The organism is Pseudonocardia nigra (genome assembly GCF_019396355.1).
Taxonomy (GTDB): Bacteria; Actinomycetota; Actinomycetes; order Mycobacteriales; family Pseudonocardiaceae; genus Pseudonocardia; species Pseudonocardia nigra.
Map to the genome: position 1 here is coordinate 20,689 of NZ_JAHKRK010000060.1, position 15,578 is coordinate 36,266.

A 15,578-nucleotide genomic window follows, 5' to 3' on the forward strand; every position below is an offset into this window, starting at 1 on the left:
TGGAGACGGCCCATCCTCGGCCGCCGGGGCGCGCGGCACGTCGGTCGAACCACGTACGCGACTACGTATCCGGCGCCGCGCGCAGCGCGTACGTGGCGAGCTGGGCGCGGTTCACCGAGCCGGTCTTCGCGAGCAACCGCTCGACGTGCTTCTCGACCGTGCGGGGCGACAGGTAGAGCCGCTCGCCGATGGCCCGGTTCGGCAGGCCCTCCGCCACCAGCCCGAGCACCTCGCGCTCCCGCACGGTGAGGTCCGAGCACGGCCGCGCCCGTAGCGGACGCTCGCCGAGGTCGCGCAACAGCCTGCGGCAGGCCGCCGCGGGCTCGGGCAGCCGGCGTGCGGTGAAGACCGCGAGGGCGTCGGCGAGCCAGCGCGCCGGCTCGCCCCACCCGTCCGCCGCGGCACGGGGCGCGACCAGCCGGGCCGTGACCGCCCGGAGGAACCCATTGCCCGCCATCGCGTGCAGCGCGCGGTCCATCAGCGCCGCGGCCGGGCCTGCGGCGCCCGCCCGGCCCGACCCCACCGCGTCGGCGGCGAGCAGGACCGCCGACAGCAACGGGTGGATGTCGTAGCCCATCCTGCGCATCTGCGCCGTCAACGGCGCCGGCTCTGCGCCGTCCACGACCCGGAGCAGGACCTCCACCGCGACCATCGGGATCGCCGCCGTGCGCCTGCTACGGGCGATCCCGGCGGCGAGGCCGAGCTCCACCGCCGCGGTCGTCAGGTCGTCGTGGGTGAGTGCGCACACCGCCCTGGTGTGCGCGTGCAGCGCCACCCGCTGGGTCACGTCGTCGCCCAGCAGCGGTTCGGCCTCGCTCACCGCCGCCTCCATGGCGGCGTGATCCCCGCGGTACGCGTGCGCGCACCCGAGCAGGATCAGCGCGGCGGGAAGGAGCAGCCCGAGCCGGTACCGGCGGGCTATCCGCAGCGCCGCCTCGGCGTGCATCTGCATGGTGTCGGCGTCGGCGACGCGCCAGGCGGCGATGGCGAGATGCTGCTCGGCGACCGCCTCGGTCTCGGAGCTCCCGCAGGCGCTGGCGAGCTCGGCGGCCTCGCGCAGCCGCTCGGTACCGCCGCTGCCGTAGACGTCGACGGTGCCCAGCTCGGCGAGGCAGCGCGCCTCGCGGTGCGCGAGCCCGGCGTCCCTGGCCACGGTGCGGGCCCGGTCGAAGGCCCGTTCGGCCAGCGCGAGGTCACGGATGCGTGCGCAGCGGCCGTGCACCAGCAGGGACTCGCACAGCAGGTCGGGAGCGCCGGCCCGCTCGGCGGCGGCGACCGCGACGCCGGCCAGCCGCTCGGCGTCGTCGAAGCGGTACTCCCCGAGCGCCACCACCGCCGTCAGCGCGTCGACCCGCGCGGTCAGGACGGGATCCGGCGCACCGGCGCGGGCACGGTCCAGGTGCGCGGTGGCCAGCGGCCAGTCGGTGCACGCGACGGCCGCCCTCGCGAGCGCGACGTGCACCGCGGCCCGACGGGTGCCGTGCGGGTCGGCGTCGGGGGCCGCGGCGAGGCGGGCCAGCAGGACCTCACCGAGCGGGAAGGCCTCCTCCGTGTGGCCGGTCAGCCCGACCGTCTCGACCAGTGCCTCGGTGACGTCGAGATGCACCGCCGTGCCCTCGGCGAGCCGCGCGGCCCGCCGCAGCGCGCTCTCCGCGCTGGTCAGCCCACCCCGCGCGAGCGCCCGGCGGCTGACGTCGAGCAGCAGGGCGGCGGCTTCCGCGCGGTCGCCCGCGGCCTCGGCGAGATCCGCGGCGGTCTCGGCCAGATCGCCGGGCAGCGCAGGCCGGGCGGTGCGCAGCGCGTCCAGGGCGCGCCGGGCGCGGGAGGCCCGTTCGCCGGGGAGGAGGTCGCCGATCAGGGCGTCCCGGGTGAGCGCGTGGCGGAACCGGACGGCGCCCTCGTCGACCGCGAGCAGGGCGCGCTCGATCCCGGCCCGCACCACGTCGTCCAGCTCCTGGCGGTCGGCGACGCCCAGCGTGGCCAACAGCTCCGGGTCGATCCGCCTGCCGAGCAGCGCGGCGTCGACGAGCACGTCCCGCACCCGGGATCCCAGCCCGGCGAGCCGCCTGCGGACGGACTCCGCGAACGTGACGGGCGGCCGCACCCGCTCGCCGTGCCGGGCCACCCAGCGGCCGCCCTCCCGGGCGAGGCCGCCGTCGCTCGCCAGCCCGGTCAGCAGCTCCTCGACGAAGAACGGCAGCCCGTCCGCCCGATCGGCGACGACCTCGAGCACCTCGGCGGGCACCGCCTCGTCCCCGAGACACCCGCGCACCATCTCCGCCGTCTGCTCGCGCCCCAGCCGGGACAGCTCGATCAGGTCCGCGGCCCGCCGGTCGGCCAGCGCGATCAGGTCCCGCACCGCGTCGGTCTCGAGGTCGGGGCGGGCGCTGACGACGATCATCACCGGCTCCTCGGCGATGTTGTCGGCGAGGTACTCCAGCACCGCCAGCGTCTCCGGGTCGGCCCAGTGCAGGTCGTCGAGCAGCACCGCGGCGCAGCCGCCGTCGCCCGCCCGGCTGCGTACGACGCGCAGGAAGCCCTCGGCGACGTGCAGCGGCGACACCTCCTCCGCCGGCGCGGGCACCGAGCCGTCGGGGACGAGCCGGGCGAGCGCGGTGCGGAACGGCGCGACATCCGGATCGTCCACGGGCCCGCGGGCGCGGCAGGCGGCCATCAGGACCTCGGCGAGCGGCCGGAACGGCACCGCGGCCGCGGTGTCGACGGCGCGGCCGACCATCGCGGGCACCGCGCGCTCGGCGCAGAGCGCGCGCAGCTCCCGCAGCAGGCGCGACTTGCCGACCCCGGCCTCGCCCAGCACCACGGTGGTCGAGCCCCCGCCTGCAGCGGCCGCGTTGAGGCCGGCGGTGAGCGCGTCGATCTCACCGTCGCGACCCACGAGGACCGGGCAGAGCAGACCCGCCACCCGGGGAATTATCCCGGCCTGCGGGGCCGGGGTCGAGAGCGCGGTCCCACCGAGGCGGCGACCGGGACCTACACCTGCTACTGTATGTGCATGTTGGATCGGCGCCTGCAGATCCTGCTCGACGAGCAGCGCTACCAACGTGTTGCCGCCCTCGCAGCAGCCCGCGGGATCTCCGTCGGCGCCGTCGTCCGTGAGGCGATCGACCGTGGCCTGACCGCCACCCCGAACCGCCGCGCGACCGCCGCCCGTCGCCTGCTGGACGCCGCCCCGATGCCCGCGTCCGCGCCGGAGGACCTTCGCGCCGAGCTGGAGGAACTGCGGGGTCGCCGAGGGTGATCGTCCTCGACACGACGGTGCTCGTGTACGCAGTCGGCGACGCGCACGCTTTTCGAGAGCCCTGCCGCACGCTGCTGTCGGCGATCGAGGCCGACCAGGTCACCGCCACGACCACGATCGAAGCCGTGCAAGAGTTCACCCACGTCCGCGCGCGCCGCCGGGGACGCGACGACGCTGCAGAGACCGCGGAGGCGTACATCGATCTGTTGTCGCCGCTCCTGACCGTCGACCACAGCGCGCTACGCACCGGACTGCAACTCTTCCGGCGCCACGAGCGACTGGGCTCCTTCGACGCCGTGCTCATCGCGGCAGCACTCGCCGCCGGAACGTCCGCGGTCGTCTCGGCCGACGCCGCGTTCGCCGGCGTACCCGGCCTGCGACACGTCGTGCCCGACGAAGCGGGCGTCGCCGACCTCCTGTCCGGGGCGGCGCCGGACGCTGACGAACCACGGCCCCCGCACCCTCGGGAGCCGTCGGCCTGATCCCGCCCGGCGTGCGCCTCCGCCTGCTCGGCGACGTCCGCCCCACCGCTTCGACACAGCACGCGCCGTCGTGCCATCGCGATGCAGGGATCAGGCAGGGGCGGCGGCCAGCAGCGCGTGCACCACACCGTCGGCGAGCAGCCTGCCCCGGCGGGTGAGGACCGCGCGGCCCGCGGCGAGCGCCCCGGCGTCGAGCAGTCCGTCCTCGGCGGCCCGCACGGCGGCGACGCGGCCGTCGGCGTCGAGCAGGTCCAGCGGGAGGCCGACCGCCAGCCGCAGCCGCAGCATCACGCGCTCGGTGTGCCGCTCCGACCCGGTCAGCTCCTCGCGGTCGGCCTCCGGCGACTCCCCCGCCGCCAGCAGGGCCCCGTACCGCGCCGGGTGCTTCACGTTCCACCACCGCGCCCCGGCCAGGTGCGAGTGCGCGCCCGGGCCCAGGCCCCACCAGTCGCCGTCGAGCCAGTACCCGAGGTTGTGCCGGCACACCGCATCGGGCGACGCCGCCCAGTTCGACACCTCGTACCAGTCCAGGCCGGCCGCGGTGAGCCGGTCGTCGATCAGCTCGTAGCGCGCGGCGGCCACGTCGTCGTCGGGGGCGGGCAGCTCGCCGCGGGCGACCCGGCGGGCCAGCGCCGTGCCGTCCTCCACGATCAGGGCGTAGGCCGACACGTGGTCGACGCCGGCGTCGAGCACGGCGTCCAGCGAGGCGCGCAGGTCGTCGTCGGTCTCGCCCGGTGTGGCATAGATGAGGTCGAGGTTGACGTGCGCGATACCTGCCGCGCGCGCCTCCCTGGCCGCGGCGACCGCCCGGCCCGGGGTGTGCCTGCGCTCCAGCACCTGCAACACGTGCTGCGCGGCCGACTGCATCCCCAGCGACACCCGGGTGAACCCGGCGGCGGCCAGCCCCGCGAAGAACTCCGGCGACGTCGACTCCGGGTTGGACTCGGTGGTCACCTCCGCGCCGGGCGCGAGCCCGAACGTCTCCCGGATCGCGCCGAGCACGACCCCGAGCCGGTCCGCGCCGAGCAGCGAGGGCGTGCCGCCCCCGACGAAGACCGTGTCCACCGCGCGGGCCCCCACGGTCCGCGCCGCCACCTCCAGCTCCCGGCGCACCGCGTCCAGCCAACCGTCGGGGGACGCGCCCGAGCCGGCGAGCTCGGAGGGGGTGTAGGTGTTGAAGTCGCAGTAGCCGCAGCGCGCCGCGCAGAACGGCACGTGGACGTAGATCCCGAAGGGCGGCTGGGTGGACACGACATCCCAGTCTGCCAGCCGGTCAGCCCTGCTGTTCGCGCCCCACGATCCAGGTCTGCGGACCGAACAGCGGCGAGCCCAACCGGTGGCCCCGCCACAGCTCCGGGCGCCGGCGCTGGACGTGCTCGGCCACCGGCAGCTCCTGGCCGTGCCCGTCACCGAGCATGATCAGCCAGCGCTGTTCCCGGTCGGTGCTCCGAGCTCCGAGCTCCCGTGCCGCACGGAGCTCCGGATGCCGCCGGACGGCCTCCTCGCTCGCGGGGAACAGCTCGAGCCAGATCGGCACGCTGATCATCGCGCGGCTCCCGCCGGTGAAGACCCTCCCGAGCCGCTGCCGCAGCCGGGCGAACTCGTTGGTCATGACCCCGACCCCGGCCAGGTCGCCCCAGGCGACCCGCGTGATGACCCGACCGCGCCGGTCGACGATCCGCACGCCCTCGTGATCGATCCCGAGCCACCGGGGACGCCGGTTCCGGGTGAGGAGGGCGAACAGGCACACGAGCACGACGAGGACCGCGAAACCGCCCGCGGCGAGCCGGACCGGCAGTGGGTCCCGGCTCGCGACCAGCGCCGCGAGGCATCCCGCCACGACGAGCGCCAGGAGGAACCACCCGATGCGCCGCAGCACGCGCACCCGGGAGGTGCGCGCCGCCAGGTCGATCATGGGAGTCGCCATGGTCGGAGCGTAGGGAGAGCGCGCCACCGACGGGCCCGTTTCGACGAAACCCTGTGAATCCGCTCCCAGCATCCGGACGGCCGTGGATCGTGGCCCGGACAAGTGGCACTCTGTAGACGTGACTGCGCTGACCCTGCGGCTCGTGGCCCGTCGCCACGTGGACCTGCGCCGGGTGAGCAGCGCGCTCTGTCGGCAGCGCTGATCTCGCGCCCGCCCGATCCCACCACCTCAGCGCCAGCCCGGCCACGCACCGCCGTGGCCCGCGCCCTGCCGCGATCCGGAGGCACCGTCATGCCCCCCAATACCCCTGCCGTGAAGCGCAAGCGCGGAGAAGGCCAGTGGAAGCTCGGCCACCGCGAGCCGCTCAACCCGAACGAGCGCACCAAGCGCGACGACGACGGGCTCAACGTCCGCGCGCGGATCGAGAACATCTACGCCAAGCGCGGGTTCGACTCGATCGATCCCGCCGACCTGCGCGGCCGGATGCGCTGGTGGGGCCTCTACACCCAGCGCAAGCCCGGCATCGACGGCGGCCGTACCGCCGCGCTCGAGCCCGAGGAGCTCGACGACCGCTACTTCATGCTGCGCGTCCGCATCGACGGCGGGGCGCTCACCACCGAGCAGCTGCGGGTGGTCGGTGAGATCAGCCAGGAGTACGCGCGCGACACCGCTGACGTCACCGACCGGCAGAACATCCAGTACCACTGGATCCAGATCGAGGACATGCCCACGATCTGGCAGAAGCTGGAGGCCGTCGGCCTGCTCACCACCGAGGCCTGCGGTGACACCCCGCGCGTGATCCTCGGCTCGCCGGTGGCCGGCATCTCGGTCGACGAGGTGGTCGACGGCACCCCCGCGGTCCGCACCATCCTCGACCGCTACATCGGCAACCCGGAGTTCTCCAACCTGCCGCGGAAGTTCAAGACCGCGATCTCCGGGCAGCAGGACATCGCCCACGAGGTCAACGACGTCTCGTTCGTCGGCGTCGAGCACCCCGAGCACGGGCCGGGGTTCGACCTGTGGGTCGGTGGCGGGCTGTCCACCAACCCGAAGATCGCCCAGCGGCTGGGCGCCTGGGTTCCGCTGGACGACATCCCGGAGGTGTGGGCGGGCGTCGTCTCGATCTTCCGGGACTACGGCTACCGCCGGCTGCGCAACCGGGCCCGGCTGAAGTTCCTCGTCGCCGACTGGGGCGCCGAGGAGTTCCGCAGGGTCCTGGAGGAGGAGTACCTGGGCCGCAAGCTCGTGGACGGCCCCGCTCCCGAGATCCCCGAGCGGCCGATCGACCACGTGGGCGTGCACAAGCAGAAGGACGGCCGCAACTACGTGGGTGTCGCGACCGCCTCGGGCCGGGTCTCGGGATCCACGCTCGTCGCGCTGGCGAAGGTCGCGGAGGCCGCCGGGTCGCAGCGGGTGCGGCTCACCCCGTACCAGAAGATCGTCGTACTCGACGTCGCCGACGCGCAGGTCGACCCCCTGAAGGTGGAGCTCGCGGCGCTGGGCCTGCAGGCCGAGCCCTCGCAGTGGCGGCGTTCGACGATGGCGTGCACCGGCATCGAGTTCTGCAAGCTCGCGATCGTCGAGACCAAGGAGCGGGCGATCCGGCTGGTCGAGGACCTCGAGCAACGGCTGGCCGACGTCTCCCCGGACGCGCCCATCTCCATCCACCTCAACGGCTGCCCGAACGCCTGCGCCCGCACGCAGGTCGCCGACATCGGGCTCAAGGGTCAGATCGTCACCGACGCCGACGGCAACCAGGTCGAGGGCTTCCAGGTGCACCTGGGCGGCGGCCTCGGGCTGGACACCGGGTTCGGGCGCAAGCTGCGCGGACTCAAGGTCACCAGTGCGGAGCTGGGCGAGTACGTCGAGCGTGTCGTGCGTCGCTTCGTGGAACAGCGCACCGAGGGCGAGCGCTTCGCCCAGTGGGTGCTGCGTGCCGAGGAAGCCGATCTCAAGTGACCGAGCTTGCGAGGTCACCAGTCAACACAGGGTGCCCGCGAACGCGGCCGACGAGCGTCAGCGAGGAGGTCACGTGAGCGAGCGCGCGGTCCCGTTCTACTGCCCGTACTGCGGTGAGGAGGACCTCCGCCCCGCGGAGGCCGCGCACGGCGCCTGGTACTGCGGCGCCTGCCTGCGCACCTTCTCCCTGAAGATGATCGGTATCGGAGTCCCGGAGGTCACTCGATGAGCGTTGCCACGGAAACCGATCTGCGCGCCGTCGCCGAGCGCGGAGCCGAGGAGCTCGGCCCGGACGCCACGGCCCAGCAGGTGCTGGCCTGGGCGGCCGCGACGTTCGGCGACAAGCTGATCGTCGCGTCGAACATGCAGGACGCGGTGCTCGTCGAGCTGGCCGCGACCGCCAAGCCGGGCGTCGACGTGCTATTCCTCGACACCGGCTACCACTTCGCCGAGACGATCGGCACCCGCGACGCGGTGGAGCAGGTCTACGGCGTGAACATCGTCAATGCCACGCCGGAGCACACCGTGGCCGAGCAGGACTCGCTGCTCGGCAAGGACCTGTTCGCCCGCGACCCGAACCAGTGCTGCGGGCTGCGCAAGGTCGTGCCGCTGCAGAGGACGCTCGCCGGCTACGACGCCTGGGTCACCGGCGTGCGCCGCGTCGAGGCCCCGACCAGGGCCAACACCCCATTGGTCACCTTCGACGAGAAGTTCGGGCTGCTCAAGATCAACCCCATCGCCGCCTGGAGCGACGACGACATGGACGACTACATCGCCGAGCACGGGATCCTGGTGAACCCGCTCGTCTCCGAGGGCTACCCGAGCATCGGGTGCGCCCCCTGCACCGCGAAGCCGCTGCCGGGCGCCGACAAGCGGTCGGGCCGCTGGTCGGGCACCGGCAAGATCGAATGCGGGCTGCACGCATGACGGCGCCGACGATGGACGCGCTCGACGCGCTCGAGTCCGAGGCCATCCACATCTTCCGCGAGGTGGCGGGCGAGTTCGACCGGCCGGTGATCCTGTTCTCCGGCGGCAAGGACTCCACGCTGCTGGTGCACCTGGCCGTGAAGGCGTTCGCGCCCGCGCCGCTGCCGTTCCCGCTGCTGCACGTCGACACCGGGCACAACTACCCCGAGGTGATCGACTTCCGGGACCGGCTCGTCGAGCGGCTGGGGCTGCGCCTGGAAGTGGCGCACGTCCAGGACTGGATCGACGACGGCCGCCTCGTCGAGCGCCCCGACGGCACCCGCAACCCGCTCCAGACCACGCCGCTGCTCGACTCGATCGTCGAGCACAGGTTCGACGCGGTGTTCGGCGGCGGGCGTCGCGACGAGGAGCGGGCGCGAGCCAAGGAGCGCATCATCTCGCTGCGCGACGCCTTCGGCCGGTGGGACCCGCGCAGTCAGCGCCCCGAGCTGTGGAACCTCTACAACGGCCGGCACGCCCCCGGCGAGCACGTCCGGGTGTTCCCCATCTCGAACTGGACCGAGCTGGACGTCTGGCGCTACATCCAGCGCGAGGGCATCGAGCTGCCGTCGATCTACTTCGCGCACCAGCGGGAGGTGTTCCGCCGCGACGGTATGTGGCTGGCCGAGGGCCCGTGGGGCGGGCCGCGCGGCGGCGAGACGCTGGAGCTCAAGGACGTCCGGTACCGCACTGTCGGCGACGGCTCCTGCACCGGGGCCGTCGAGTCCACCGCGTCCACGCTGGACGAGATCATCGCCGAGGTCACGGCGTCGCGGCTCACCGAGCGGGGCGCCACGCGCGCCGACGACCGGTTGTCCGAGGCCGCGATGGAGGACCGCAAGCGTGAGGGGTACTTCTGATGAGCGGCGTCAAGGATCTCCTCCGGTTCGCCACGGCGGGCAGCGTCGACGACGGCAAGTCCACGCTGGTCGGGCGGCTGCTCTATGACACCAAGTCGGTGCTCGCCGACCAGATCGAGGCCGTGCAGCGCGCGTCGGTGGACAAGGGCCTCACCACCCCCGACCTGTCGCTGCTCGTCGACGGCCTGCGCGCCGAGCGCGAGCAGGGCATCACGATCGACGTGGCGTACCGCTACTTCGGCACGCCGACCCGCGAGTTCGTGCTCGCCGACACCCCGGGCCACGTGCAGTACACGCGCAACACGGTCACCGGTGCGTCCACCGCTGAGCTCGCCGTGCTGCTCGTCGACGCCCGGCACGGCGTGGTCGAGCAGACCCGCCGGCACGCCGCCGTGCTCGCGCTGCTGCGCGTCCCGCGGCTGGTGCTGGCGATCAACAAGATCGACCTGGTCGACTACGACGAGGCCGTGCTCACCGCGATCGCCAAGGACTTCGCCGGCCTCGCCCGCTCGCTGGGCTTCGCCGAGGACGCCGTGGTGACGATCCCGGTCTCCGCGCTGGTCGGCGACAACGTCGTCGAGCGCTCCGAGCGCACCCCCTGGTACGAGGGGCCCACACTGCTCGGGCACCTCGAGTCGGTGCCGGTCACGGGCCCGGAGGTGGCCGCGCCGTTCCGCATGGCCGTGCAGTACGTGATCCGCCCCCGTCGGGACGATCTGCACGACTACCGCGGCTACGCCGGCCAGATCGCGTCGGGCACGGTCAAGCCCGGTGACGAGGTCGTGGTGCTGCCCGGGGGCGCCCGGACGACCGTGGCGAGCGTCGAGACCGCCGACGGACCGCTGGAGGACGCCGGCGCCGGGCGGAGCGTCACGATCCTGCTCGACGACGACATCGACATCTCCCGCGGCGACGTGATCGCCGCGGCGGATGCACCGCCGCAGGTGACGAACGAGCTGGACGCCACGCTGTGCTGGCTGTCGGACAAGCCGCTGCGCGCCGGGGCTCGGCTGCTGCTCAAGCACGGCACCCGCACCACGCAGGTGATCGTCGGGGCGCTGGGGGAGCGGCTGGACACCGACACGGTGGCCTACGTCGATGCGCCGCAGCAGCTCGGGATCAACGACATCGCCCGGGTGTCGCTGCGGACGGCCGACGCGTTGCCCGTCGACGACTACGCGGCGATCCGCGCCACCGGCGGCTTCCTGCTCATCGACCCGCCGACGGGCAACACGCTCGCCGCCGGGCTGGTGGGCGCGCCGCTGGCCGTCGTCACGCCGTAGCCCGTGGGTTCCCCTGCACTGGTCGCGGTCGCGCACGGCAGCCGGGACCCGCGGTCGGCGGCCACGGTCGCGGAGCTCATGGCCGAGGTGCGCGCCCAGCGCCCGGACCTCGACGTCCGGGTGAGCTTCCTCGACCTGTCCGCCCCGCGGCTGCCCGACGTGCTCGACGCCGTGGCGGCCGACGGGCACGCCCGCGCGGTGGTCGTGCCGCTGCTGCTCGGGCACGCGTTCCACGCGCGCGTCGACGTGCCCGGGGCCGTGGCCACGGCCCGGCGGAGGCTGCCCGGCCTGGACATCGCGGTCGCGCCCGTGCTGGGCGGCCACGACGGCCTCTCCACGGCCGCGCTGCACCGGCTCGCGGCCGTGGCCGGCCCCCTCGACGACCCGGGCCTCGGCGTCGTGCTCGCCGCGATCGGGTCGTCGCACGCCCCGGCCAACGCGGCCGTCGTCGAGGTCGCTGCCGGGTGGACGCGGCGGTTCGGCTGGCACGGCGGCACCGCGGCGTTCGCGACGACGACCACGCCGACGGTGGCCGACGCCGTCACCGCGCTGCGCGCCGACGGGGCGCAGCGGGTGGCCGTGGCGCAATGGATCCTCGCGCCCGGGCTGCTGCCGGACCGGATCGTCCGGGACGCCACCGCAGCGGGGGCACCCGTCGCCGCGCCGCTGGGCCCGGATCCGGCCGTCGCCCGCGCCGTGCTCGACCGCTTCGCCGTCGCCCAGGGGGCGCTCGCCGCGTCGGCGGCCTGAGCCGAGCCCGCCGTCCCCAATGCGGTGATCAAGGCGCAGACGTCGTCTTGAATCGATGCAGGAAGGACATCGGCGCCTTGATCAGCGGGCTCCGGGCCGAGCCGGCAGGACCCTGGGTCGGCCCTGCCGCCGAGACGCTCGTCACCCACCGCGCCTCGGCAGCGCCGCCGGGGCGGCCTGAGCTGCGCGCGGACAGACGTCCGTACATTTCGCGGCGTTCCCGCAGCTCGGACGCCGGGTTGTCCTCCCCGACGCGAGCACGCACGATGACGAGGTGCCTTCGACCGCGCTGCACCCGCAGCTCGTCCGGCCGGCGGACGAGGCGTCGATGACGCACAACCTCCGGCCGGACCTCGAGCTGTTCTGGCCTTCCCGGCGCGGCCACGCGTACGACGAGTTCTGTCGCAGCTGAGCGGAGCTCGCGCAGCGCACCGCCGCTGAGCTCCGTTTCCCGCTGACCAGGTCCGCGGCCGCCTCTCGCGGTCCGCGTTCTCCCGCGCGCCCTCCCGGAGCTCACCGTGCCCACGCTCGTCCTGCTCGCCCTCGCCGGCTTCGGCGCCCAGCTCGTCGACGGCGCCCTCGGCATGGGCTACGGCGTCACGTCCACCACCCTGCTGCTGCTCGCCGGGCTCAGCCCCGCGGCGGCCAGCGCATCCGTGCACCTCGTCAAGATCGGCACCGCGCTGGCGTCGGGATACGCGCACTGGCGGTTCGGCAACGTGGACTGGGCGCTGGTGCTGCGGCTCGGGCTTCCCGGGTCGGTCGGCGCGCTGCTGGGGGCGCTGCTGCTGAGCAGGCTCTCCACCGAGGCGTCGGCGCCGCTGATGGCGGGCCTGCTGATCGCGATCGGCGTGTTCATCCTCGTGAAGTACGCCGTCCGCCCGCCCCGGGTGGCGACCGCCCGCACGTCGCCGCACCGCAAGCGGTTCCTCGCCCCGCTGGGCTTCCTCGGCGGTTTCGTGGACGCCACGGGCGGCGGGGGCTGGGGTCCGGTGTCCACCGCGTCGCTGCTGACGGCGGGTCGCACCGCCCCGCGCACGGTGATCGGGTCGGTCAGCACGTCGGAGTTCCTGGTGACGGTGGCTGCGAGCGCCGGTTTCGTCCTCGGGCTCGGCACCGCCGGGATCGACTGGCTGGCCGTGGCGGGGCTGCTCGTCGGCGGGATGCTCGCCGCGCCGCTCGCCGCGTGGCTGGTCACCCGGCTGCCGTCCGCCGTGCTCGGCGTGGCCGTCGGCGGGCTGATCGTGTTCACCAACCTCCGCATCGTGCTGGCGGGCGCCGGCGTCGACGGGCCCGTCGTGCCGCTCGCGCACGTGGCCGTCGCCGGTGTGTCGGTGATGCTGATCGGCATCGCCGCCCGGCGGGTGCGCGCGGCGCGGCGGACGGCCGCGGCCGAGCCCGCCGTCGACGCCCCGCAGCCCGTGTGATCAGCCGCGGCCCGTCACCGGCGCACGTCGAGTTCCCGGGCGATGTCCTGGAGCAGCGCGAGCAGGCGGCGGGCCGCCGCGGAGGGTGCCGTCAGGGGCAGCGCCGCGGCGATGCGGCGGGCCGAGCCCGCTCCGCACAGGGGCCGCAGGGCGACGTCGGGCCGTACGCCTTCCGCGGCGAGCAACGGAATGACCGTGAGGCCCAGTCCGGCGGCGACGAAGCCCTGTTTCGCCGTCCACTCACGCACCCGGAACACGTGCTCGGGCGGCGGGTCGGCGGCGGCGAACAACTCGTCGGCGACGTCCGGGGTCCCCTGGACCCACCGCTCCCCGACGACGTCGGCCAGCCGGACCTCCCGAGCCGCGGTGAGCAGGTGCCCCCGCGGCATCGCCACCAGGAGTGGATCGCGCACCAGCTCCACCAGCTCGACGTCCCGGGCCGGCTCGACCGGGACCGCGAAGACGACCGCGAGGTCCAGCTCGCCCGCCGCGACGGCCGACGCGAGCCCCACGCTGCCGCCCTCCCGCAGCCGCACCTCGACGTCCGGGTGCCGTTCCTCCAGCCGGGCGAGCGCCCGCGGGACGAGCGCGGCGTTTGCGGTGGGGACGGCGCCGATCCGCAGCGGGCCGGCCGTGCCGTCCCGCACCGCGGCGACCGCGGCGGCGGCATCGTCCACCGCGCGGAGGACGACCTGCGCGTGCCGGTGCAGCGCGGCGCCCGCCGCGGTGAGCCGCACCCCCCGCGCGTCGCGCCGGAACAGGGGGACGCCCGCGGCCCGCTCCAGCCCCGCGACGCGGCGCGACACCGCCGACTGCGTGTAGCGCAGGCGCGTCGCCGCGCGGGTGAACGAGCCGTGCTCGGCAACGGCCACCAGGAGCCGGAGGTCGGCGAGATCCATGTCCACGGGGAATGGCTGCCCTTCCAAGCTGTCGCTACTGGCATGCCTTGCGGCTGCCTACGGTAGCGGTCGTGAGCGCCCCGACCATCGGTCTCTTCCTGTACAACGTCCACATCGCCGCCGATCCCGCCGTCGCCGCGGCGGTCGCCGTCCGCGCCGAGGAACTCGGATACGACTCGCTGTGGGCGGGCGAGCACGTCGTGGTACCCCGCCCGCGCGTCGCGCCGTCGCCGATGGAACCGGACGAGACGATCCTCGACCCGCTCGTCCTGCTCGCCCACCTCGCCGCCCGCACCTCGCGGGTCCGGCTCGGCACCGGGGTGATCGTGCTGCCACAGCGCCACCCGCTCGTGCTGGCCAAGCAGCTGGCCAGCCTCGACGTCGTTTCCGGAGGAAGACTGATCGTCGGGATCGGAGCCGGGTACCTGGAGCCGGAGCTCGCGGCACTCGGGGTACCGATGGACGAGCGGGGCGCACGCACCGACGAGTACCTCGCCGCGATGCGAGCACTGTGGACGAGCGAGGCGCCCGCCTTCGAGGGCCGGCACGTCCGGTTCGCCGGGGTCGACGCGCACCCGCGACCGGTGCAGCGCCCGCTTCCCGTGGTGGTCGGCGGAGGCGCGCCCGCCGCGCATCGGCGGGCGACCCGTGCCGCGGACGGCTGGTACGGGTATCTGCTCTCGCCGGAGGCGACGGCGGCCCAGGTGGCCGCACTGCGGAAGGCAGAGGCCGACGCCGGGCGGGAGCGGCCGCTGCACATCTCGGTGACGCCCGAACGGCGCCTCGACGCCGCGACGGTGCGGGCCTACGCGGGCGCGGGGGCCGACCGCCTGATCGTAGCCCCGCGCCCGCAGGCCGACGGCCCTGCCCTCCTGCGTCTGCTGGACCGCAACGCCCCCGCGGCCCTCGCCGCGGCGGCCCGCTGACGTCGCGGCCCGCTGACGTTGCAGCAAAGCCACTTTCATGCCACGTCGTTGCGTGAAAGTGGCTTTGCTGCAATCCGGGGCGCGCTACAGCCGCGGGTCCACGGGCTCGGACTCCAGCGCCAGCACCGCGAACACGCACTCGTGCACCCGCCAGAGCGGCTCCCCGCGCGCCAGCCGCTCGAGCGCCTCGACGCCCAGCGCGTACTCGCGCAGCGCCAGCGCCCGCTTGAGCCCGAGCCCGCGCTGCCGCAGCCGGTCGAGGTGGGCCGGGTAGTCCGGCCCGTAGACGATCCGCAGGTACTCCCGCCCGCGGACCTTCACGCCCGGCTGCACGATCCCCCGGGTTCCGCGGGTCAGCCCGGCCATCGGCTTGACGACCATGCCCTCGCCCCCGCCGGCCGTCAGCTCCTCCCACCAGGTGATCGCCGCCGCCACCGAGTCCTCGTCGGTGGTGTCCACCATCGCGGTTGCGGTCGGCCGGAACAGCGCGGGATCGGCGGCGCGCAACCGCTCGGCCAGCGCGAGGTGCCAGTCGTGCGGACGGGTGACGAACGCCGCGCCCTCGGCCGCGAGCACCTGGAACGGGGCGAGCTGCACGCCGTCGAGCCCGTCCGTGGGCCAGCAGTAGCGCCGGTAGGCGGCCCGGAACGCCGCGGCGTCGGCCGCCCGCCGCCCCGCCCTCGAGGACATCGCGGCCGGGCGCGTCACCGTCGCGTTCCGGGGGTGGGACCGGCCGCGCGTGCGGCCGGGCGGGACGCAGCGCATCCCCGTCGGCGTGCTGGAGTTCACCGCCGTCGACCCCGTCGAGGAGTCCGCGCTCACCGAGCTGGACGCGGCGGC

16 protein-coding genes and 1 pseudogene are annotated in these 15,578 nt (G+C 74.7%); 12 read left to right on the plus strand and 5 right to left on the minus strand.

What is annotated here, in order from left to right; all coding sequences use genetic code 11:
• Positions 1-61: 61 nt before the first annotated feature.
• Positions 62-2,923: an ATP-binding protein gene (locus tag KME75_RS17205; RefSeq protein WP_219415845.1), complete on the minus strand. Its 2,862-nt coding sequence runs from the start codon at positions 2,921-2,923 to the stop codon at positions 62-64.
• 90 nt (positions 2,924-3,013) lie between these two features.
• Here KME75_RS17205 and KME75_RS17210 point away from each other — a divergent pair, with 90 nt between their 5' ends.
• Both KME75_RS17210 and KME75_RS17215 read left to right on the plus strand, forming a co-directional pair.
• Complete coding sequence (locus KME75_RS17210; RefSeq protein WP_219415846.1) at positions 3,014-3,259, plus strand: ribbon-helix-helix protein, CopG family; 246 nt, start codon at positions 3,014-3,016, stop codon at positions 3,257-3,259.
• Positions 3,256-3,741: a type II toxin-antitoxin system VapC family toxin gene (locus tag KME75_RS17215; protein ID WP_219415847.1), complete on the plus strand. Its 486-nt coding sequence runs from the start codon at positions 3,256-3,258 to the stop codon at positions 3,739-3,741. Before KME75_RS17210 ends, KME75_RS17215 begins: the two co-directional genes overlap by 4 nt.
• Before the next feature lie 90 nt (positions 3,742-3,831).
• Here the strand turns inward: KME75_RS17215 and hemW are convergent, their stop codons facing one another.
• Both hemW and KME75_RS17225 read right to left on the minus strand, forming a co-directional pair.
• A complete protein-coding gene (gene hemW / locus KME75_RS17220; RefSeq protein ID WP_308282848.1) occupies positions 3,832-4,992 on the minus strand; it encodes a radical SAM family heme chaperone HemW in 1,161 nt (386 codons plus the stop codon).
• A gap of 22 nt (positions 4,993-5,014) precedes the next feature.
• On the minus strand, positions 5,015-5,668 hold the full coding sequence (locus KME75_RS17225) for a hypothetical protein (RefSeq protein ID WP_219415848.1): 654 nt from the start codon (positions 5,666-5,668) through the stop codon (positions 5,015-5,017).
• Positions 5,669-5,786: 118 nt separating this feature from the next.
• On the opposite strand from KME75_RS17225, the gene KME75_RS46810 reads away from it, so the two are divergent.
• The 9 genes from KME75_RS46810 to KME75_RS17265 all read left to right on the plus strand — a co-directional run bounded on the left by KME75_RS46810 (position 5,787) and on the right by KME75_RS17265 (position 12,913).
• Positions 5,787-5,870: a putative leader peptide gene (locus tag KME75_RS46810; RefSeq protein ID WP_372452614.1), complete on the plus strand. Its 84-nt coding sequence runs from the start codon at positions 5,787-5,789 to the stop codon at positions 5,868-5,870.
• Between the two features lie 89 nt (positions 5,871-5,959).
• Complete coding sequence (locus KME75_RS17230; protein WP_219415849.1) at positions 5,960-7,627, plus strand: nitrite/sulfite reductase; 1,668 nt, start codon at positions 5,960-5,962, stop codon at positions 7,625-7,627.
• 73 nt (positions 7,628-7,700) lie between these two features.
• Positions 7,701-7,856 (plus strand): PDDEXK family nuclease, encoded by a 156-nt coding sequence (locus KME75_RS17235; RefSeq protein WP_219415850.1) that lies wholly within the window; start codon positions 7,701-7,703, stop codon positions 7,854-7,856.
• Positions 7,853-8,554 carry a phosphoadenylyl-sulfate reductase gene (locus KME75_RS17240; protein ID WP_219415851.1) on the plus strand — a complete coding sequence of 234 codons (702 nt, stop codon included), beginning with the start codon at positions 7,853-7,855 and terminating at the stop codon, positions 8,552-8,554. Before KME75_RS17235 ends, KME75_RS17240 begins: the two co-directional genes overlap by 4 nt.
• The gene (gene cysD / locus KME75_RS17245) at positions 8,551-9,453 is read left to right on the plus strand and encodes a sulfate adenylyltransferase subunit CysD (protein WP_219415852.1); all 903 of its coding nucleotides are present in this window, start codon (positions 8,551-8,553) and stop codon (positions 9,451-9,453) included. Before KME75_RS17240 ends, cysD begins: the two co-directional genes overlap by 4 nt.
• Positions 9,453-10,736, plus strand: coding sequence for a sulfate adenylyltransferase subunit 1 (locus KME75_RS17250; RefSeq protein WP_219415853.1), 1,284 nt, complete (start codon positions 9,453-9,455; stop codon positions 10,734-10,736). The genes cysD and KME75_RS17250 overlap by 1 nt, the downstream gene beginning before the upstream one ends.
• Before the next feature lie 3 nt (positions 10,737-10,739).
• Positions 10,740-11,486 (plus strand): sirohydrochlorin chelatase, encoded by a 747-nt coding sequence (locus KME75_RS17255; RefSeq protein ID WP_219415854.1) that lies wholly within the window; start codon positions 10,740-10,742, stop codon positions 11,484-11,486.
• A gap of 274 nt (positions 11,487-11,760) precedes the next feature.
• Positions 11,761-11,898, plus strand: a complete 138-nt coding sequence (locus tag KME75_RS17260) for a hypothetical protein (RefSeq protein WP_219415855.1) — start codon at positions 11,761-11,763, stop codon at positions 11,896-11,898.
• A 106-nt stretch (positions 11,899-12,004) separates the two neighbouring features.
• Complete coding sequence (locus KME75_RS17265) at positions 12,005-12,913, plus strand: sulfite exporter TauE/SafE family protein (protein ID WP_219415856.1); 909 nt, start codon at positions 12,005-12,007, stop codon at positions 12,911-12,913.
• Positions 12,914-12,927: 14 nt separating this feature from the next.
• Here the strand turns inward: KME75_RS17265 and KME75_RS17270 are convergent, their stop codons facing one another.
• Complete coding sequence (locus tag KME75_RS17270; RefSeq protein WP_246632273.1) at positions 12,928-13,812, minus strand: LysR family transcriptional regulator; 885 nt, start codon at positions 13,810-13,812, stop codon at positions 12,928-12,930.
• 71 nt (positions 13,813-13,883) lie between these two features.
• Here KME75_RS17270 and KME75_RS17275 point away from each other — a divergent pair, with 71 nt between their 5' ends.
• Positions 13,884-14,738, plus strand: a complete 855-nt coding sequence (locus tag KME75_RS17275) for an LLM class F420-dependent oxidoreductase (protein WP_219415858.1) — start codon at positions 13,884-13,886, stop codon at positions 14,736-14,738.
• An 84-nt stretch (positions 14,739-14,822) separates the two neighbouring features.
• Here KME75_RS17275 and KME75_RS17280 read toward each other — a convergent pair.
• A pseudogene (locus KME75_RS17280) lies at positions 14,823-15,578 on the minus strand (polynucleotide kinase-phosphatase); the annotation flags it as partial.